The organism is Nonomuraea harbinensis, from assembly GCF_019396385.1.
GTDB lineage: Bacteria > Actinomycetota > Actinomycetes > Streptosporangiales > Streptosporangiaceae > Nonomuraea > Nonomuraea ferruginea.
This window is the reverse complement of the sequence record NZ_JAHKRN010000004.1, coordinates 173,327-192,145: the sequence shown is the minus strand read 5'-3', so window position 1 is coordinate 192,145 and position 18,819 is coordinate 173,327. Positions and strand designations below refer to the sequence as shown.

Annotated in this window: 17 protein-coding genes; 10 read left to right on the top strand and 7 right to left on the bottom strand. The window is 71.0% G+C overall.

Translation table 11 applies throughout. The features are described 5' to 3' along the window. Positions 1 to 49: 49 nt before the first annotated feature. The 6 genes from KME79_RS05880 (at position 50) to KME79_RS05855 (ending at position 4,618) form a co-directional block, all read left to right on the top strand. A complete protein-coding gene (locus KME79_RS05880) occupies positions 50 to 784 on the top strand; it encodes a phosphocholine cytidylyltransferase family protein (protein ID WP_219543592.1) in 735 nt (244 codons plus the stop codon). 9 nt (positions 785 to 793) lie between these two features. Further along, positions 794 to 1,852: an iron-containing alcohol dehydrogenase family protein gene (locus KME79_RS05875; protein ID WP_148037060.1), complete on the top strand. Its 1,059-nt coding sequence runs from the start codon at positions 794 to 796 to the stop codon at positions 1,850 to 1,852. Further along, positions 1,830 to 2,597, top strand: a complete 768-nt coding sequence (locus KME79_RS05870) for a CDP-alcohol phosphatidyltransferase family protein (protein WP_148037061.1) — start codon at positions 1,830 to 1,832, stop codon at positions 2,595 to 2,597. The genes KME79_RS05875 and KME79_RS05870 overlap by 23 nt, the downstream gene beginning before the upstream one ends. Positions 2,598 to 2,785: 188 nt before the next feature. After that, positions 2,786 to 3,670, top strand: coding sequence for a glycosyltransferase (locus KME79_RS05865; RefSeq protein ID WP_219543591.1), 885 nt, complete (start codon positions 2,786 to 2,788; stop codon positions 3,668 to 3,670). Between the two features lie 98 nt (positions 3,671 to 3,768). Continuing rightward, entirely contained in the window at positions 3,769 to 4,149 is a 381-nt protein-coding gene (locus KME79_RS05860; RefSeq protein WP_219543590.1) for a DUF4260 family protein, read from the top strand. After that, the gene (locus tag KME79_RS05855) at positions 4,121 to 4,618 is read left to right on the top strand and encodes a TetR/AcrR family transcriptional regulator (RefSeq protein WP_308248805.1); all 498 of its coding nucleotides are present in this window, start codon (positions 4,121 to 4,123) and stop codon (positions 4,616 to 4,618) included. The genes KME79_RS05860 and KME79_RS05855 overlap by 29 nt, the downstream gene beginning before the upstream one ends. Here the strand turns inward: KME79_RS05855 and KME79_RS05850 are convergent. From KME79_RS05850 to KME79_RS05830, 5 genes are all read right to left on the bottom strand, one after another. Continuing rightward, positions 4,615 to 5,331, bottom strand: coding sequence for an acetoacetate decarboxylase family protein (locus tag KME79_RS05850; protein WP_219543588.1), 717 nt, complete (start codon positions 5,329 to 5,331; stop codon positions 4,615 to 4,617). The genes KME79_RS05855 and KME79_RS05850 overlap by 4 nt on opposite strands. A gap of 36 nt (positions 5,332 to 5,367) precedes the next feature. After that, positions 5,368 to 6,354, bottom strand: coding sequence for a glycosyltransferase (locus KME79_RS05845; protein WP_219543587.1), 987 nt, complete (start codon positions 6,352 to 6,354; stop codon positions 5,368 to 5,370). Between the two features lie 56 nt (positions 6,355 to 6,410). Then, the gene (locus KME79_RS05840) at positions 6,411 to 7,577 is read right to left on the bottom strand and encodes an acyltransferase family protein (protein WP_219543586.1); all 1,167 of its coding nucleotides are present in this window, start codon (positions 7,575 to 7,577) and stop codon (positions 6,411 to 6,413) included. A gap of 151 nt (positions 7,578 to 7,728) precedes the next feature. Continuing rightward, on the bottom strand, positions 7,729 to 9,345 hold the full coding sequence (locus KME79_RS05835) for an LCP family protein (protein WP_219543585.1): 1,617 nt from the start codon (positions 9,343 to 9,345) through the stop codon (positions 7,729 to 7,731). 143 nt (positions 9,346 to 9,488) lie between these two features. Next, the gene (locus KME79_RS05830) at positions 9,489 to 10,940 is read right to left on the bottom strand and encodes a glycosyltransferase family protein (RefSeq protein WP_308248804.1); all 1,452 of its coding nucleotides are present in this window, start codon (positions 10,938 to 10,940) and stop codon (positions 9,489 to 9,491) included. Positions 10,941 to 11,398: 458 nt separating this feature from the next. On the opposite strand from KME79_RS05830, the gene KME79_RS05825 reads away from it, so the two are divergent. The 4 genes from KME79_RS05825 (at position 11,399) to KME79_RS05810 (ending at position 16,817) form a co-directional block, all read left to right on the top strand. Continuing rightward, positions 11,399 to 13,453 carry a hypothetical protein gene (locus KME79_RS05825; protein ID WP_219543584.1) on the top strand — a complete coding sequence of 685 codons (2,055 nt, stop codon included), beginning with the start codon at positions 11,399 to 11,401 and terminating at the stop codon, positions 13,451 to 13,453. 422 nt (positions 13,454 to 13,875) lie between these two features. Further along, positions 13,876 to 14,796: an RNA-guided endonuclease TnpB family protein gene (locus tag KME79_RS47370; protein ID WP_372452405.1), complete on the top strand. Its 921-nt coding sequence runs from the start codon at positions 13,876 to 13,878 to the stop codon at positions 14,794 to 14,796. 63 nt (positions 14,797 to 14,859) lie between these two features. Continuing rightward, entirely contained in the window at positions 14,860 to 15,756 is an 897-nt protein-coding gene (locus tag KME79_RS05815) for a glycosyltransferase family 2 protein (protein ID WP_148037069.1), read from the top strand. Between the two features lie 2 nt (positions 15,757 to 15,758). Beyond that, complete coding sequence (locus tag KME79_RS05810; RefSeq protein ID WP_219543582.1) at positions 15,759 to 16,817, top strand: glycosyltransferase family 4 protein; 1,059 nt, start codon at positions 15,759 to 15,761, stop codon at positions 16,815 to 16,817. On the opposite strand, the gene KME79_RS05805 is transcribed toward KME79_RS05810, so the two are convergent. Continuing rightward, the gene (locus KME79_RS05805) at positions 16,721 to 17,677 is read right to left on the bottom strand and encodes a lysylphosphatidylglycerol synthase transmembrane domain-containing protein (protein WP_148037071.1); all 957 of its coding nucleotides are present in this window, start codon (positions 17,675 to 17,677) and stop codon (positions 16,721 to 16,723) included. The two genes, KME79_RS05810 and KME79_RS05805, sit on opposite strands and share 97 nt — an antisense overlap. 37 nt (positions 17,678 to 17,714) lie before the next feature. Further along, entirely contained in the window at positions 17,715 to 18,776 is a 1,062-nt protein-coding gene (locus tag KME79_RS05800) for a TFIIB-type zinc ribbon-containing protein (protein ID WP_219543581.1), read from the bottom strand. Positions 18,777 to 18,819: the final 43 nt, after the last annotated feature.

Below are 18,819 nucleotides of genomic sequence, written 5' to 3'. Positions count from 1 at the left end.
CCAACTAACCTTTGGGCCTACGTAGTCATGCTCGACTGAGGAGTGCACGTTGCTGGGAATGGTGCTGGCCGCTGGAGCCGGACGACGCCTGCGGCCGTACACCGACACGCTGCCTAAGGCGCTCGTGCCGGTCGACGGCGAGACCACGATCATGGACATCTCGCTGCGCAACCTGGCCGCCGTGGGCCTGCGCGAGGTCGTGGTCGTCGTCGGTTACGCGGCGCAGGCCGTACACGAGCGCAAGCGCGAGCTGGAGGAGCGTCACGGCGTCGAGCTCACCCTCGTGCACAACGACAAGGCCGAGGAGTGGAACAACGCCTACTCCCTGTGGTGCGCGCGTGATTACTTCGGCCGCGGCGCGCTGCTGGTCAACGGCGACACCGTGCACCCCGTGTCGGTCGAGAAGACGCTGCTCGCCGCGCCCGAGACCAGCGACATCCTGCTCGCCGTCGACGACGTGAAGAAGCTGGCCGACGAGGAGATGAAGGTCACGCTCTCCGAGGAGGGGGCGCTGCGCCGCATCACCAAGCTGATGGACCCGTCCGACGCGTACGGCGAGTACATCGGCGCCACGCTCATCCGGCCGGGCGCCGCCGAGCGGCTGGCCGACGCGCTCAAGGCCACCTTCGAGCGCGACCCGCAGCTCTACTACGAAGACGGCTACCAGGAGATGGTCGAGCGAGGCGAGGCCATCCACGTCGCCCCCATCGGCGAGGTCGACTGGGTCGAAGTGGACAACCACGACGACCTGGCCAAGGCCCGCACCATCGCCGTCCACTACTGAGGGGGCCGGATGCCGCTTCTTGCGAGGATGCTGCCCGCGCCGATCCAGATGGAGGTCAGGCGCGGTGCCGTCGCGGAGCTCGGCGCGCTGCTCGCCGACAGCAGGGTCGCCACCTCCGGCCGGGTCGCGGTGGCTGTCGGCCCCGGCCAGGGCGACCACATAGAGAGCCTGATCGCGCCGACGCTGGACGAGGCCCAGGTGTTCCGCGTCTCCGACGGGAGCGTGGAAGCCGCCGTCTCGCTCGGCGCCGACCTGCGGAAGGGCGCCTACGAGGTGGTGGTGGGCGTGGGCGGCGGCAAGACCATCGACACGACCAAGTACGCCGCCTCGCTGGCCGGCATCCCCATGGTCGCGGTGGCCACCAACCTGTCCCACGACGGCATCTGCTCGCCGACGGCCTCCCTGCTGTACGAGGGCGGCAAGGGCACGTTCGGTGTGCCGATGCCGCTGGCTGTCCTGGTCGACCTCGACTTCGTGCACAAGGCCCCGCAGTCGCTGGTCCGTTCAGGCGTCGGCGACGTGCTCGCCAACCTGTCGGCGTGCGAGGACTGGCAGCTCAGCAACGTCGAGCGCGGCGAGCCGATAGACGGGCTGGCCTGCTCGATGGCGCGCACGGCCGCCGAGGCGCTGCTCGGCAGGGCCGACTCCGTCGAGTCCGACGCGTTCCTGACCGTTCTGGCCGAGTCGCTGATCCTGTCGGGCATGTCGATGGTGGTCGCGGGCTCATCGCGGCCCGCGAGCGGTGGCGACCATGAGATCATGCATGCCGTGGACCAGCTCTTCCCCGGCACCTCCAACCACGGCGAGCTCGCCGGGGTCGGCACCGCCTTCTGCTACTTCCTGAGGGAGGACGAGGCCCGGCTCAAGCAGGTGGTCGGCTGCCTGCGGCAGCACCAGCTGCCGGTGACCCCCGGCGACATCGGGCTGAGCAGCGAGCAGTTCACCGCCGCGGTCTCGCTCGCGCCCGCCACCCGTCCCGGCCGTTACACGATCCTGGAGCACCTGCGTCTGCAGGACTCCGAGATCCGCGATCGGGTGGAGGACTATGTCCGGGCCTTCGGTCGCTGAGCTGCGCGGGGTTGCCCAGCCCGCCGGTCACCTGGAGCGCCGCAACGGCGAGCACTGGGCGGGCGTGCTCTACATGCGCAGGCTGTCGATCTACGTCACCTGGTTGATGACCAGGACGAGCGTCACGCCCAACCAGCTCACCTGGGTGATGACGGTGGCGGGGGTCGCGGCCGGGGTGGTGATCGCGCTGCCGGGGTTGTGGGCGGCCGTGGCCGCCGCCCTGCTGATCCAGGTCTACCTGCTGCTCGACTGCTCCGACGGCGAGCTGGCCCGGTGGACCGGCAAGACGTCGCTGACCGGCGTCTACCTCGACCGGGTCGGCGCCTACTTCGCCGAGGCGGCGCTGCTGGCCGGGCTGGGCTGGCGGGCGTCGGCCGTGCTGCCCGACTGGTACACCGTGCTGGGCTTCGCGGCGGCGCTCGGCGCGATCCTCATCAAGGCGGAGTCCGACCTGGTGGAGGTGGCGCGGGCCAAGGGCGGCCTGCCCGCCGCGACCGAGTCCGCCGCCGTGCAGTTCCGCTCGGGCCTGCTGGGGCTGGGCAGGCGGGTCCTGGCGGCGACCGGGTTCCACCGGATCGTGCAGCCGATCGAGCTGTCGCTGCTCGCGCTCGCGACGGCGGTGATCGACGTGGTGCGGGGCGATCTGGCGGCCACCCGGGTGCTCGTCGTGGCCTGTGTGGTCGCGGCAGGGCTACAGGTTGTCCTGCATTTGGTCAGCATTCTCGCGTCGAGGCGGCTGGCGTGATGCGATTCTCGGAACCGGCAGCGCCTCTCGTCCGTCGTATTGATCGGACATCCCCGGTTCGGTGGGGGTTCACTACCGGTTCCGATACGCTTAGCTCCACCAATATCAGGAAATAAGCCACCCAGCAGACTCGGTGATCATGAAAGATTGCTCCGCCCGTGCTCTCAACGCGTCAGGACGATGATTCGTTGAAGATCTCGTGCGTCATCCTCACCATGGGAAACCGGGTCGCGGAGCTGGACCGGGCGGTCGAGTCCGCGCTCAACCAGATCGACGGTGACGTCGAGGTGGTGATCGTGGGCAACGGCGCAGACGTGCCCGAGCTGTCCGCGACGCCCCCCGCCGGCTCGTCGGCGACCGTCAAGACGATCCGGCTCGACCACAATACGGGCATACCCGCCGGCCGCAACCGCGGGGTCGAGGAGTGCTCCGGTGACGTGGTGCTGTTCCTCGACGACGACGGCTGGTACGCCAACCAGAAAGTGGCCGCGCACGTCCGCGACCGCTTCGCCACCGAGCCCGACCTGGCCGTCATCTCCTTCCGGGTGATGGACCCCGACGGCGGCATCGGCCAGCGACGTCACGTCCCGCGCCTGCGCGCCGGCGACCCGGAGCGCAGCTCACCGGTCACCACGTTCCTGGGCGGCGCCTCCGCCGTCCGGCGCTCGGCCTTCCTCCAGGTGGGCGGGCTGCCGGAGCGGTTCTTCTACGCGCACGAGGAGACCGACCTGGCCTGGCGGCTGCTCGGCGAGGGCTACCGGATCGAGTACGACGCCGAGACCGTGATGTACCACCCCCAGGTCCCGCCGACCCGCCACGCCGAGTTCTACCGGCTCAACGCACGCAACCGGGTGTGGCTGGCCAGACGCAACCTGCCGTGGCCGCTGGCGGCGCTCTACCTGCTCGACTGGGTGGTGCTGACCCTGATCAGGGAGCGCGGCTCCAAAGACTCGCTGAAGGCATGGTTCACCGGGTTCTTCGAGGGCCTGCGCACACCCGCGGGCGAGCGCCGCCCGATGGCCTGGAAGACGGCCTGGCGCATGGTGAAGCTCGGCCGCCCGCCCATCGTCTGAACGCCCTCGCCGCCATGGCGGGGGCTTTTCCCCGCTTGACGGCTAACAGTGTTAGCCATAGCCTGCGGCTAACAGCGTTAGCCGACGAGAGGGCGGTCATGAGAAGAGGCGCGTGGGGTGGTCTGGCGATCTTCTGCCTGGCCTTCATCGTCTTCGAGGTGGCCAAGCACGGGGGAATGGCCTGGGTCACAGCGGTGGTCTTCGCGATCCTGCCGGACCTGACCATGCTCGTGGGGGCGAGGAAGGCCGGCGGCGGGCGGCTGTCACCGCGGGCGGTGCCGTTCTACAACGCGGCACACCGGGCGTGGGCGCCCCTCCTGCTGCTGGTTGGATACATCTTCTGGCCGATCGGCGGAGTGCCGACGTGGACCGCCGGGCTCGCCTGGCTGATGCACATCGCCGCCGATCGCGCGTTCGGTTACGGACTACGGGAGCGGGATGGGAGCCGGCGTGTCCGAGCGGTCACGGCAGATCGTTGAGGCGGCCCTGCGGCTCGTCGAGGAGGGCGGCGCGGAGGCGCTCACCATGCGGGCGCTGGCCGGGCGGCTGGGCATCCGGGCCCCTTCGCTCTACAAGCACTTCCCCGACAAGAGCGCCGTCGAGGCCGAGGTGATCGCGATCGCCATGCAGGACCTGGCGCGGGCCCTGGAAGCGTCGCAGGGCGGCCCGGGAGTGCTGGCGCGGGCCTACCGCGCCTACGCGCTGGCCCACCCCCATCTCTACCGGCTGATGAGCACCGGGCCGCTGCCGCGCGGACTTCTGCCCGCCGGACTGGAGGACCGGACGGCGCTGCCCCTGGTCAAAGCCGTCGACGGTGACCCGCTGCTGGCGCGGGCCGTGTGGGCCTTCGCGCACGGCATGGTGATGCTGGAGCTCGACGGCCGTTTCCCGCCAGGTGCCGACCTCGACGGCGCCTGGCGGGCAGGGCTGGCCGCGTTCGCCCGCTAGCGGACGAGCTCGGCCTCTTCCAGGGCCATGGTGGCGTGCGCGACCGTGCCGGCCAGCAGGGGGCGCTTGGGCAGGCCCAGCTCGCTCAGCTCCTTGGCGATGGGGTGGTTGCCCAGCCGGATCAGCGCGCCGCCGGGGCGCACGCGGAGGCCGCGGGTCTGGACGGTCCACGGGATGCGCCGGGTGAGCCCGTCGCGGTGCGTGTAGGCGTCCAGGGCGATCACCGGGCCCGGTCCGGGCAGCGGAGCGGCGGGCTTGACCAGCATGTCGAGCACGAGCCTGCCGTCCCTGCTCAGGACGCACCGTTTGTACGGGGAGCCGAGCCGCAGGTCGATGTCGGCCAGCTCCTTCGGCACGCCCCACAGCGAGCGCCCCGCCTCCAGCGTGAAGCCCTGGTCGACCGGCATCCAGTGGACGAACGCGGCAGCGTTCCGCAGGTCGGCGAGCCCCACCGAGCCCGTCGCCCCCGGCCGACGGATCAGGAACGCCATGCCGAACTCGTGATAGGAGTCGAGATCGCCGTCGCGGTAGTCGGCGAACACCAGCACGCAGACGGCCTTGCCGGGCAGCACCTCGGCCACGTCCAGCCCCGAATACGCGAGCACGGCCCTTGCGGCGTCGGCCCGGACCAGGTAGAGAGCGCCACACACCATGACGTCCCGTACCCGGACGGGCATGCTCACCGTCCGGCCCTGGATCAGATGCGATGCCATGGCGTCTAGTACATCAACCGCCGGACGCCGTGACCATCACCCCACGGACCTGCTCTGTACCGCGAACGACGGGGCGCGGGCGGGAACCCCGGCCCAGCCTTCCATCCGGGCCACGAACGCCGGCGCGTGGTCCGGCCAGTGGTGGTGCGCGCGGGCGTGCGCGTGCCCGCGCGCGGCGAGCGACCGGCGCAGCTCGGGGCTCTCCTTCAGGTCGAGCACGGCGTCGAGCGCCGCGTCCACGTCCAGCGGGACCACGAAGCCGCAGCCCGCCCGCTCCACCACTCCGGCGCCCTGCGAGGTGGTCACGACGGGGAGGCCCCGGCCCAGGTAGTCGAGGATCTTGGTGGGCGGCCCGGTCACCGCTGGACCGGCCAGCGACAGGCCGGCCAGCGCGCCCTCGGCCATCCGCAGCGCGTGCCTGAGCGGCACGTGGCCGAACCAGTCCAGCAGGCCGACCCGCTGGGCGTCGCGCAGCAGCGGGCGCGCCGCCGGGTCGGCCTGGCCGATGAGGTCCATCCGGATGCCGTGCGGGGCCAGCCGCCGGGCCAGGCCGATGAGCTCGTTAACGCCCCTGGCGGCCGACAGCCGGCCGATGTGGACCACTCTCGTCTCCCCGGGAGGGGGCGGGTCCGGCGCCACGAGAGTGGCCTCGGGCACCACGTCCGGTGTGATCACGTGGCACCTGCGTGCGGCCCGCGCCAGCCTGGCCTCGGAGACGTCCTCGCGTACGTCCCAGACGACCGGAGGGCGGCGGTACGGCAGCGCGCGGAGGAGACGGGCGTCGTGCACGAGCAGGAGGTCGGCGCCCCGCACGCCGCGCCTGAGAGCCGACCGGGCCCGGCCCGGGCCCGCCTCGCGCGCCACGTCGACGGCGGTGAGCCGTGGGGTGGGCGTCACGTTGTGGTAGGTGAACGGCGCGACGTAGGTCACCTCGTGGCCGGCGTCGAGCAGCGCCCTGATCTGCCGATGCATGATCCGGGCGTCCTCGGGATGATGGACGACGGTGGCAACGCATACCCGCATGCGTCGATGCTCCGCGCCGACCGGGTCAAAGGCGTGAATGCGGGGGTAACTGCCGCTTAACTTCTGGAAGGACGGCGATAGAGCCAGGTCAGGCGCGGCTCCAGCACCCACTTGAAGACCGTCCGGGTCTCCGGCAGGCACAGCACGATCGCCAGCGCGAAGCAGCTGAAGCTGATCGCCAGCGCCCCGAGCGGGCCGTGCAGCCACGGCAGGTCGAGCCAGCCCTGCTCCTTGGCGATGAGCACCGGGATGCCATGGAGCAGGTAGCAGTAGAGGGTGCGGGTGCCGAGATCGGAGTACCACGTCTCGCCCCGCGGCACCAGCGCCAGCACCGCGAAGCAGAGCGCCAGGGCGCAGACCAGCAGCCCGACGCGCACGCCCAGCCCCATGTACCAGGACAGGTCCATCTTCTCGTAGCTGTTCTTGAAGTAGAACGGCGCGAGCTTGGCCCAGGGCGCGATGAGGATGGCCACGGTGGCCGCGGCGACGATGGTGAACACCGAGGCGATCTTGATCCACAGCCGGTTGAGCAGCTCGAAGTGCTCCGGCTGCATGACCAGCCCGATCACGAAGAACGGCAGCAGGCCGAAGAACCGGTCCATGCTGAAGTCACCGGAGATCTCGGAGAACCCGGCGAACAGGTAGATCGCGATCGCCACCGGGATCGGGAACTTCATCCGCTTCCACACCGGCGTCGACAGCCGCCAGAACAGCAGCGCCAGCAGATACCAGTTGAGCCACGCCGGGTCGATGATCGTCAGGCTCCACTTCTGCCCGAGGGAGAAGCGCAGCGCCGCGTAGCCGACCTCGACGATCACGTACGGCACGAGGAACGTGTCGACGAGCTTGTTGGTCTTGGCGTTGGAGTTCCAGAAGTTTCTGGACAGGTAGCCGCTGATCAGCACGAACAGCGGCATGTGGAAGGTGTAGATGAAGATGTAGAGCGCCCGGTTGGAGTCGGCGTCGAGCGTCGGCACCAGCGAGTGGCCCACCACGACGAGCGCGATGAGCACGAACTTGACGTTGTCGAGGTACGGGTCGCGCCTGCGCTTCGGCGGCCCGGCCTCGGGCTCGGGCTTCTGGGTGGGCTCGGCCTGCTCCTGGCCAGGGCGCTCGAAGAGGCCGCCGCCGCCGGGGAGCGGCCAGCGGGCCCCTGTGTTCGCCGGCCCCGCACTCTCATCGCCGGGAACCTGGACCGGAGGGGAGTACTTGGTGTCAGACACAGGGAAGTCGCTCAGCTTCGCTCGGGGCCGGGGTACGCGACAGGCGGCGACGCCCGCGAGGGCGAGCCGCGTCGCCGACCCGAACCACCCTAGCGGGCGCCGGAGGTCCTGTCTCACGGCCTGAGGGTTACACAGACAACTTGCAGGAGCCTTACACGCAGACGTTCTTCTGCTGGGACGCGGTGATGGTGTTCTTCTCCACGGCCTCCGACAGCTTGGTGACCTTGACGGCCTTGAAGTCGGTGCCGATGACGAGCTGGAGCACCGGACCCTTCGGCCCGTCGGCGGCCGGCGCGGTGGTGGGGGCCACCGTCGGCGTGTACGGCTCGGTGTTGGTGGGCCTGACCTTGCCGGCCGTCGCGTCGGGCGCGGGGTTGAGCTTCTTGGTCAGCACGTCGGCGTGGTCGGCGCCGGTCTCGGCCGTCTTCGGGTAGCGGACCTCGGTGGCGGCGACCGGCTGGCCGCCGGCGTCGGCGTAGTTGCCCAGCCCGGTGACCTGGAAGCCCTCCTTGGCGAGCTGGTCGGCGACCTCGCGCGCCCTGCCCGGTTCGCCGGTGGCGTTGAGCACCTGGATCCGCACCTGGCCGGGCTTGACGGCGACCTTCGGCTTGTCGGCGGTCGCGCTCGGCGTGGGCTCGGGGAGCTCGGTGTCGTTGATGATGGAGTCGAACAGCTCGCCCGCCGCCGGCTGCTGCCAGACGACGCGGTTCTCGTCCTCGGGGTCGGGGATCCACGGGACCGTGGTGAGCTTGACGCCCTTGGCGGTGAGGTCCTTGGCGCTCATGCCGATGTCGATGAGCTTCTGCGGGTTGTTGGCCAGGTCGGGGTCCATGGTCACCGACTGGGCGGCCGACTTGATGAACCCGGTGAGTTTGATCGGGTCAGTGAGCAGGTCACTGCTGGTGGCCTTGGCGATGACCTTGCTGAGGAAGATCTGCTGGCGCTTGATGCGCTGGATGTCGCTGCCGTCGCCGTAGCTGCGCAGCCGCACGTAGCCCAGCGCCTTCTCGCCGTTGAGCAGGCTCTTGCCGGGCGGGAGGACCAGCTTGGCATTCTTGTCGTTGACGCCGGACTTGAGGCAGATCTCGATGCCGCCGAGCGAGTCGACGATGTTCTTGAAGCCGCTGAAGTCGACCTCGACGAAGTGGTTGATGCGGATGCCCGTCAGCGTCTCCAGGGTGGAGATCGTGCAGGCGACGCCGCCGTGGTTGTAGGCGGAGTTGATCATCGCGCGGCTGGGCGGCATCTCCTGTTTGGTCGTCTCGTTCTTGCACTTGGGGATGTCCACCATCGAGTCGCGCGGGAAGCTGATGAGCCTCGCCTGATCGCGGTTGGGGGAGATGTGCAGGACGATGATCGTGTCGGTGCGCTTGCCGCCCGCGTCGGCCAGCCGGGCCGTCTCCTGGCCGTACTGGGCGTTGCCGTCGCCCGCGCGGGTGTCGGAGCCGACCAGCAGCACGTTGAGCGCGCCGGTGTCGCGGGGGCGGGGGTTGATGATGTCGTCCTTGACGTTCTTCTGGTCGATCGCGCCGAACGCGTCGCGGTAGGCGACGTAGCCGGTCAGCGAGCCGGCGACCATGAGGGACGTGGCCGCGATGCTGACCCAGGCCAGCACGCGCATCTTGCCGTTGCCGCCGTCTCCGCCCCGCCGGCCGCGCTCGGGCTCCTTCGGCGGAGGCGGCGCCGATGCGGCGAGCCTGCGTGCCATCCTGCTGCCGGGCTGGGGGGACCTGCTGTCCTCTACGGACATGCCTCTGTAGTCACTCATGCGCCCCCTAGCCTCGTCGCTGCGCCTCACGCGCTGGCTCGGTCGTTCTGCGCCACGAGACTAGGTCACCGGCGGCGTCGCCGCAGCCATGACTGGAGGAATCGACCGTGACCCAGCGGTGATGATACCGGGGCAAAGCATACTCAGAGTTGGACATTTCGTGGAATAAGATCAGTAAATTCTCTACCGTTCCCGCAGGCCAGCGCCGCCGCCAGGCAGGCGAGTGGCACCGCCGGCAGCACGTACCGGTAGTCGAACTCGGCCACGGCCGCCGGAGTGATCAACAACACGACGGCCACCGACCAGGGCAGCAGCCAGAGGGCACGAGGGGAACCCGGGCCCCGCCCGTACCGGAATGCCCGCCACGCCACGGCGGCGGGCGGCACGAGCAGGACCACCAGCAGGACCGTGCCGGGGATCCGCGCCACGTCCTGGTAGGCGCGCATCCACCCGGCGTACGGCTCCACGATCGAGGTGCCGATCGGGCCCTGCTCGTAGCGCTTGGCGAACTCGGTGCCGACCTGCGCCGGGTAGCGGCCCGGCGGCCCCGGCGGGGTCTCGGGGAACTGGTAGTAGCCGTAGATCTCCTGGTCGGGGTAGACCGGGCGGCCCCACACGAACGAGCGGCCCAGCTCCGCCAGCACCGAGCCGGCGTAGTCGAGCGGCTGCGTGCGGATCGCCAGCAGCGCGAAGCGCATGGCCAGGTCGTCGGTCTCCTTGGTGAACGTGATGCCGGGCAGGGCAACGATCGGCGCGTCCCTGGCCCAGATGTACTCCTGCGACGGCGGCCGCTGGTCGGCCGGGCGCGGGTCGCACAGCACCCGCAGGTCGGGCGGCGGGTCCATCTCGGCGCAGTCGGCGAACGACATCGTGCGGGCGTAGAGGAAGACGCCGTTCGCGCCGATGACGCCGACCCGCTGGTAGGTGGCGTAGAACCAGCCCCCGTACGCGAGGATCGGGACCACCGCGGCCACCAGCATGATCCAGGCCGGCCTGATCTGGCGGCGCAGCAGGAACCAGGCCACCAGCACCACGATCAACGGCTGCCCGACGGTCCTGGTGAGCGAGGCGGCGGCCAGCAGCAGCCCGATCGTGACCGCCTTGGGCCGTCCGGCGAGCGCGAGCGCGACGGCGGCGACGACCAGGAACATGAACAGCGTGTCGGATACGAGCAGGTGCTCCAGCTCGATCTGGTACGGCTCCACCAGCACGGGGACGGCGGCCAGCGTCGCGATCCACCTCCGGGTGTGCCGCGCCGCGGCCCAGTAGACCAGCACCCCGGTGGCCAGCCCCAGCAGGTGCTGGGCGGCGGTGACCGCGCCGAAGGAGTGCAGCGGCTCCAGCAGCTTCATGAACATCGAGTAGCCCGCCGGGCGCACCAGATCGGGCCGGGGCCGCAGGACGGTGACCACGTAGGTGTAGGAGTCGGGGAACCACAGCGCCGGCCGGTAACCCAGCATCGTGACCACCCGCAGCGCGGCGCCGATCGCCAGGACCGCCAGAAACCACCCGTGCCGCCCGAACCCGGCCCGCTCATCCACCACGCCGCGCACGCGAGCGGCTGTTCGCCGCGCGCCCTCCCGATCTCCCCCCACGCCGCGTACGCTACCGGCCCCCGCCCGCGGTGCCGTCATCTCAAGCCGGTTCCTTGTCTTCCGTCCCGCTGCGTTCGCTACCGGCCCCCGCGCCCTCCCGATCTTCCCCCCGTCACGTACGTGACCGGCCCCGCCCGCCCTGCCGGCATCCCAAGCCGGCGACGTCGTGTGCTGCCGTGGTCATCTACTCGGGCTGTGGTCTCCTTCTTCTGTTTTCCGCCGTAGTAGGTGGGGTGGACACTCAAAAAGCCTTTTGGGAAACCCCTCGGGCTGGGCGCCGATAGCAAGCCTTCGGCCTGCCCGACCCGCCGTAGGTGGGGTGAACCCGTGACTCGTCCCTTTGGTCTTGGCTTTCGTCATCGTGTGCTGGGGGCGGGGGTTTGGTGTGATCATGATTGGTGGGTTCTCGGCGCTGCCTGGCGTGCCGTCGGCGTGAGGTTGGATACGCTCGCTCACCGATGGGAATCGCCTGGTTGGACCCGATGCGGAGGCCGCCGGCGGGCCGGGTGCTCGCGGCGCTCTCGGTGCTGCCCGCGCTGGCCGTGGCCGGGTGGCTGCTGGCCGCGCTGCCGCTGCTCGCGTTCGGCGTCTACCGGCCGGCGGTGGCGATCCCGCTCGGGCTGGCCATGGCGGGGCTGCTGTGCTGGGCGGGCACGCGCGGGCTGGTCAGCGTGCCGGAGGACGCCGACGGAGACGGGCCCGTCGACACCGTGCGGGCCACGGTGGGGCAGGTGGCCGCTGCTGTGGCGGTCGCGGCGGGGGCCGGGGTGTTCAACGGGGTCATGCACGGTGAGCAGCTCGCCGTCCGCCGTGACCCGTCCACCTACGCGCAGTACGCGATCTGGCTGGCGCGGGAGGGGTCGCTGCCGATCCCCGCGCGGCCGGAGGCGTTCGGCGGGGCCGACCCGTCGCTGATCTTCGAGAGCGTCGGCTTCTACGCCGTCGGCGACTCCGTGGTGCCGCAGTTCATGCCGGGCGCGCCGATGCTGTTCGCGCTCGGGGAGTGGCTCGGCGGGCTGTTCCTGGCCCCGGTCGTGCTGGGGGCGCTGGCGGTGCTCGCCGTGGCCGGGCTCGCGGCCCGGCTGGCCGGCGGGCGCTGGGCCCCGGTGGCGGCGCTGGCGTTCGCCTGCTGCATGCCGATCATCTACACCTCGCGCGCCACCTTCAGCGAGATCCCGTCGATGCTCCTGCTGCTCGGCGGGCTGGCGCTGGTGCACGACGCCCTGTACGGGCACGGGCGGCGGATCGGGGCCGCGCTGGGCGGGCTGACGCTCGGGCTGGCCGTGCTGGTGCGGGTGGACGGCCTGCGTGACGTGCTGCCCGTGCTGGCGTTCGCCGGGCTGCTCGTCGCGATGGGCCGCCGGTCGCCCGGCCGCCACGGAGGGCTGGGGCCGCCGCTGCTGGCCGGGCTCGCCGCCGGGGCGGGCCTCGGCCTGGCCGCCGGTTACGGGCTGTCGCGGCCCTACCTGACGTACCTGTCCAGCTCGATGCGGCCGCTGCTGCTGATCTGCGCCGCCGTCCTGGTGCTGACGCTCGCCGGTACGGTGGCCGCGCCGCTGCTGGCCAGGCTCAGGCCGCCGGGATGGCTGCCGGCGGCGGGGGCGACGCTGGTGGCGCTGACCATGGCCGGGCTGGCGGTGCGGCCCTGGCTGGTGACCGTGCGCCGGGTCCCCGACAACGTCGACGACCGGCTCACCGCCACCTTCATCGAGCAGATCCAGAAGGCCAACGGCCTGCCGGTCGACGGCACCCGCCTGTACTTCGAGCACACCCTGCACTGGGTGGCGTGGTACGTGGGCGTCCCGGCGCTCGTGCTCGCCACGCTGGCCGCGGCCGTGCTGACGCACCGGCTGCTGCGCGGCCGCGGCCTGCCATGGCTGCTGCCGCTGGCGGTCATCGGCTGGGCCACGCTCACCACGCTGCTCCGCCCGGCGATCACCCCCGACCACCCGTGGGCCGCGCGCCGCCTGGTGCCGGTGGTGATCCCCGGCGTGATCCTGCTGGCCGTGTGGGGAGCGAAGTGGCTGCGCGAGCGGGCGGGAGAGGGCAGGTGGCGCGGCTGGGTCGTGCCGGCCTGCGCACTGCTCCTGGTCGTGCCGCCGGCCGTGACCTCGATCGGCACCGCGTTCACGCCGGTCGGGCGGGGCGAGGCGGCCGCGGTGGCCGCCATGTGCGCGCGCATCCCGCCGGACGCCTCGGTGCTCATCGCCGAACGGGTCACCGCCGACCGGTACACGCAGGTCGTCCGCGGCGCCTGCGGCGTCCCGGCCGCGGAGGTGCGCCAGGTGGAGGGCGACACCGCGCCGGAGTCCGACGTGCGCCGCCTGGTCGAGCGGGTCCGGGCCGCCGGGCGCACCCCGGTCGTGCTGGCCGCCGAGGAGGGGCAGGTGGCCCCGTACGGTCCGGCCACGCAGCTGATCGGGCTGGTCACCCGGCAGGACGAGCGGTCGCTCACCGAGGCGCCCGACGGCACCTGGTCACTGCGGATCAACGTGTGGATGGCCCTGCCTTGACCTGTGATGTGCACTCTGCTGAGAGCGGGGCTGGGAACTGCTTTCAGCCCCTGTCAGGCATTCTCGGCCGAGGGGGGTGGGCGGCTCTCCACGCACGCAGTGGCGCCTCCTCCCACATCAACGTGCGTACCGATTCGCCCTCGACCCCACCCCTGCTCAGGGGGCGCGCGCTCGCATCCCACTGCGGCGCGGGTGGCGTTCAACTGGGGCCTCGCGCGCATCAAGGCGAACCTCGACCAGCGGTCCGCCGAGCGCTCCTACGGCATCCCTGACGAGTTGTTGACGCCATCCCTGTCATGGTCGATGTACTCGCTGCGTAAGGCGTGGAACATCGCAAAGGACGATGTAGCGCCGTGGTGGCGGGAGAACTCCAAGGAGGCGTACGCGTCCGGCCTTGACCGCCTCGCCACCGCGTTGAAGAACTGGACCGACTCCAGAAAGGGCGAGCGCAAGGGCCGGAGGATGGGCTTCCCGTCGTTCCGGTCCAAGCGGAACAGCGCGCCGTCGGTCCGGTTCGAAGCGGGACGCTGGTTCGCGTCGTTCTCGGTGCACGTGAGCGCGCCGAGCGTAAACCCTCGCGTCCGGACGCGGTGCTCGGCGTTGACCTCGGCGTCAAGATGTTGGCGGTGTTCTCGGACGGACGGGCTCCGGCAGAGAACCCGAAGCATCTCGCTTCGGCGCTACGGAAGCTACGCCGCGCCTCGCGGTCGGTCTCCCGAAAGGTCGGCCCTGACCGGCGGACCGGGCAACGGCCGTCCAACCGGTGGCGACGTGCCAACGCGCACCGCAACCAGGTCCACCACCAGGTGGTGGCACCGCGTCTTGATGCGATCCACAAGCTGACCGCGAGTCTCACCCGCGAGTACGGCACCATCGTGGTCGAAGATCTCAACGTCTCCGGAATGGTGCGGCATCGGAAACTCGCTCGCGCCGTCTCCGATGCCGGGTTCGGTGAGATTCGCCGCCAACTCGCCTGCAAGACCGCATGGAACGGCGGGAACCTGGTCGTCGCCAACCGGTGGTTTCCGTCATCGAAGACGTGCTCGGGATGTGGGGCGGTGAAAGCCAAGCTGCCCCTACGTGTCCGTACGTTCACCTGCGAGTCCTGTGGACTCACTCTGGATCGCGATGTCAATGCCGCGATCAATCTCGCTTCCCTTGTGAAGCATGTCGCCGGGAGTGGCCCGGAGACGCTAACCGGACGTGGAGCCGACCGTAGGTCCCCGCCTGGCGAGGCCGGTGGCTATGAAGCGTCTACCCCGCACGAGGCCAATCCGCCTGGGTCAGACGGGGACCTTCGCCCAGCAATGGGCGAAGCACCGAGAATTGCTGATGCTCGGTGAACGGCAGAGTACCCTCGTCCCACGTGAGAACGCTCAGAGCCCCCGCAGCAAGGTGGACCCGCCGTGGATGAGGAAACCCCGTACGTCACCATCGTCCTGCCCTGTTACAACGAGCAGGACCATGTCATCGACGAGGTCGACCGCATCACCAAGGCGATGGACTCGAGCGGCTACACCTACGAGCTGGTCGCCGTCGACGACTGCTCGACCGACGAGACGCTGGCCAGGCTCAAGGAGGCCGCGCCGCTCTACCCCCACCTGCGCATCCGGGCCTTCCACCGCAACGGCGGCTCCGGCACCGTGCGCAGGATCGGCACGCAGGAGGCCAGGGGCGAGATCGTCGTCTGGACCGACGCCGACATGACCTACCCCAACGAGCGCATCCCCGAGCTGGTGCAGATCCTCGACAAGGACCCGACGATCGACCAGGTCGTCGGGGCGCGCACCAGCGAGGAGGGGTCCCACAAGCTGCTGCGGGTGCCCGCCAAGTGGGTGATCCGCAAGGTCGCCGAGATGCTCGCCGGGCAGAAGATCCCCGACCTCAACTCGGGGCTGCGGGCCTTCCGCAAGTCGGTGGCCAAGCCCTACCTGCGGCTGCTGCCGCCCGGGTTCTCCTGCGTCACGACGATCACGCTGTCGTTCCTGTCCAACCAGCACGACGTCTACTACCTGCCGATCGGCTACGCCAAGCGGGCGGGCAAGTCGAAGTTCAGCTTCGTCTCCGACGCCTACCGCTACATCCTGCAGGTGCTGCGGATGATCATGTACTTCAACCCGCTCAAGGTGCTCATGCCGCCGGCGCTCTGGCTGGTCGGCATCGGGCTCGTGAAGGGCGCGTGGGACATGATCCAGCACCCGTTCTACTTCCCGGCCAACACCGTCATGATCTTCCTGTCCGGGATGCTGATCGGTTCGGTGGCGCTGCTGGCCGACCTGATCGTGCGGTCGCGGGGAGACTGAGCGTGCGCGTCGCGATCGTCGGCCCCACCTACCCGTACAAGGGCGGCGGGGCGCAGCACACCACCGAGCTGGCGCACCGGCTGGCCGCGCTCGGCCACGACGTGGTCATCGAGTCCTGGCGGGCGCAGTACCCGTCGTTCCTCTACCCGGGGCAGCAGACGATCGACGCGCCGGAAGGCGTCCCGTACCCGAAGGTGCTGCGCGAGCTCGACTGGCGCAGGCCCGGCGGGTGGGTGGCCGCCGGGCGGCGGCTGCGCGCCGCCGACCTGGTGGTCCTGGCCGTGCTCAGCCCGGTGCAGGTGCCGCCCTACCTGGCGATCCTGGCCGGGCTGCGGGGCCGGGCCCGGACGGTCGCGCTCTGCCACAACGTGCTGCCGCACGAGCGCAAGCCGTACGACCGGCCGCTGATGAGGGCGTTGCTCAGGCGGGCGGGGGTGGTGCTCACCCACTCCGAGCAGCAGGCAGGGGTGGCCCGCGAGCTGACCACCAGGCCGGTGCGGGTGGCCGCGCTGCCGCCGCACCTGCCGTCCACCCACGCCGCCCGGTCCGACCGGGTGCACCGGCGGCTGCTGTTCTTCGGCATCGTGCGCCCGTACAAAGGGCTCGACCTGCTGCTGCGGGCGCTGCCCGCGGGGGTGTCGCTGACCGTGGCCGGGGAGTTCTGGGGCGGGCTCGACGAGACGAAGGCGCTGGTCGGCGAGCTGGGCCTGGCCGACCGGGTGGACCTGCGGCCCGGCTACGTCGCGGCCGAGGACGTGCCCTCGCTGTTCGCCGGGGCCGACGCGCTGGTGCTGCCCTACCGCAGCGCCACCGCCAGCCAGAACGTGTGGCTCGCGCACGAGCACGGCGTGCCGGTGATCGCCACCCGGGTGGGGGCGCTCGCCGACCATGTCACCGACGGCGTGGACGGGCTGCTCGTGGAGCCGGGCAGCGCCGGCGCGCTCCGCGACGCGATCGAGCGGTTCTACGCCTCGGGGGAGCCCGAGAGGTTGCGGTCGGGCGTCAAGGCCGTCGACCCCGACCCGTTCTGGGCCTCGTACACCGCCACCCTGCTCGGCTGACGGCCCAGCAGGAACGCCAGCCCGGCGGCCGTCACGTCGGCGAGCGTGAACACCAGCCGCGACACCACCGCCACCGCGAGCGCCGGGCCGGTGCCGAGGATCGGGTGGAGCACCAGCACCAGCGCGCCCTCCCGCACGCCCACCCCGGCCGGCACCAGGAACGCGAGCAGCCCGGTCGACCAGGCGAACGCGTAGGCGCCGGTCGCGATCACGTACAGGTCCCAGCGGCCCGCGAGCATCCACGTGTGGAGCCCGTACACGAGCCAGCCGAGCACCGTCCAGGCGGCCGCGACCAGGACCGTGCGGCCGGGCAGCACGGAGTCGAGCGTGTCGCGGCGGGCCAGCCGCAGCGCCAGGTTGAGCCCCCAGGTGAGGATCTTCGGATGCATGCAGACGGCGATCACCGGCAGCAGGAGCAGCAGGTACCACGCCTGCCGCACCACCTCCTGGGTGGCCAGGGTGGCGGCGGCGATCGCGATGCCGACGCCCAGGTTGATCACCAGCGCCAGCGAGATGCACGCGAACGTGCGGCGCGGCGGGCTGCCGTGGTCGCGGCCCAGGTCCATCATCGCCGCGTACGCCCAGATCGCGCCGGGGATGTACTTGCCCATCTGGCCCACGAACATGATGCGCCCCGCGGTCCGCACCGGCAGCGGCGAGCCCAGCCCGGCCAGCACCTGCCGCCAGGCGAGCAGCATGCAGAACTGGCCGAGCAGCACGGCGGCGAACGCGCCGGCGACCGCCCACAGCGGGATCTCGGCGACCGCCGCCGTGGTGTCGGCCCAGTTGGCCGCCAGGCCGTAGCCCAGGAACCCGAGCGCGACCAGCGCGAGGACGATGCGCAGCAGGCGGCGGAACATCACGCAAGGGTACGGTGTCCGCCCAGGTGAAAGCCAGTTACCGCATCACGAACAGCGAGACGACGAGCGCGACCAGCGCCACCGCCGCCAGCACCGCCAGGGTGATCTTCACGGCGCTGTACGGGCGATCGCCCTGCACCTCTCCGCCCACCCCGTTGACCAGCACCTGGTACGGCCTGCCTCCGTACAGGTAGGAGCCGACCCAGACCGGCAGCAGCACCAGCTTGAACGTGACGTCCGCGTAGCGGGTGTCGACGCTGTGCAGACGTTGCACGTCGCCGCCGATGTCGCGCTTGCAGTCGGCGGCGATCACCTCGGCCATCTTGCCCTTGGCGTTCTCCAGGCCGGCCTCGGGTCCGGCGTCGTAGCGGAGGCTGTGGTGGCCGGCGACGAAGCCGGGCTCGAACGCCACCGCGCGCTCCAGCGGCCACGGCTCCAGCGCGTCCAGCCGCTCCCTCGGCACCCGGGCGGTGGCCGAGACCAGCACGTCGTCGAACGCCCTGGTCACCGAGCCGCTGGCTGGATACCAGCGGGTCTTGCGCACCCGGCGGGTCTTGGTCTGGCCGTTGTCCGTGTAGGTCTCGGTGACCCAGTAGTGGACGCCGCGCTGGCCGGAGTAGTGGGAGAAGGTGCTCGCGTCGAACGTCCAGTGGGGCAGGTAGGTGCTCTTCATCGACTCCGCCTCGGTGACCTTCTTGAGGCGGTTCGGGGCGAACCAGCGGGACCTGGTCCACGTGCGGAGCGCGTCGCGGGCGGCTCCCTTGTCGAGCGCGAACGGCAGCACGGCCTCCGGCGCGATCTCGTCGCCGGTGCTGCCCGCGACCAGCGCGGTGCCGCAGAACTGGCAGTCCTTGGAGATCGCGTCGCTCTCGGTGCGGGCGCCGCAGCCCGGGCAGGTGAACTGGTTCGGCGCGATGGCCTGGACGCGGGGCTTGGCCAGGAACGCGTCGTAGGAGTGCTCGCGGACGTGCCGGGTGGGGGCGGCGATCGGCTGCTCGTGGCCGCAGTACGGGCAGCGCAGCACGCTGGTGCCGGGCGCGTACTGGACGCTCGCGCCGCAGCCCCCGCAGGGGTGGGTGGTGGGGGTGAGCGAGGTCATCGCGGGTCTTTCCGTACGGGGCGCCGGGGCGGTGAGGACGAGG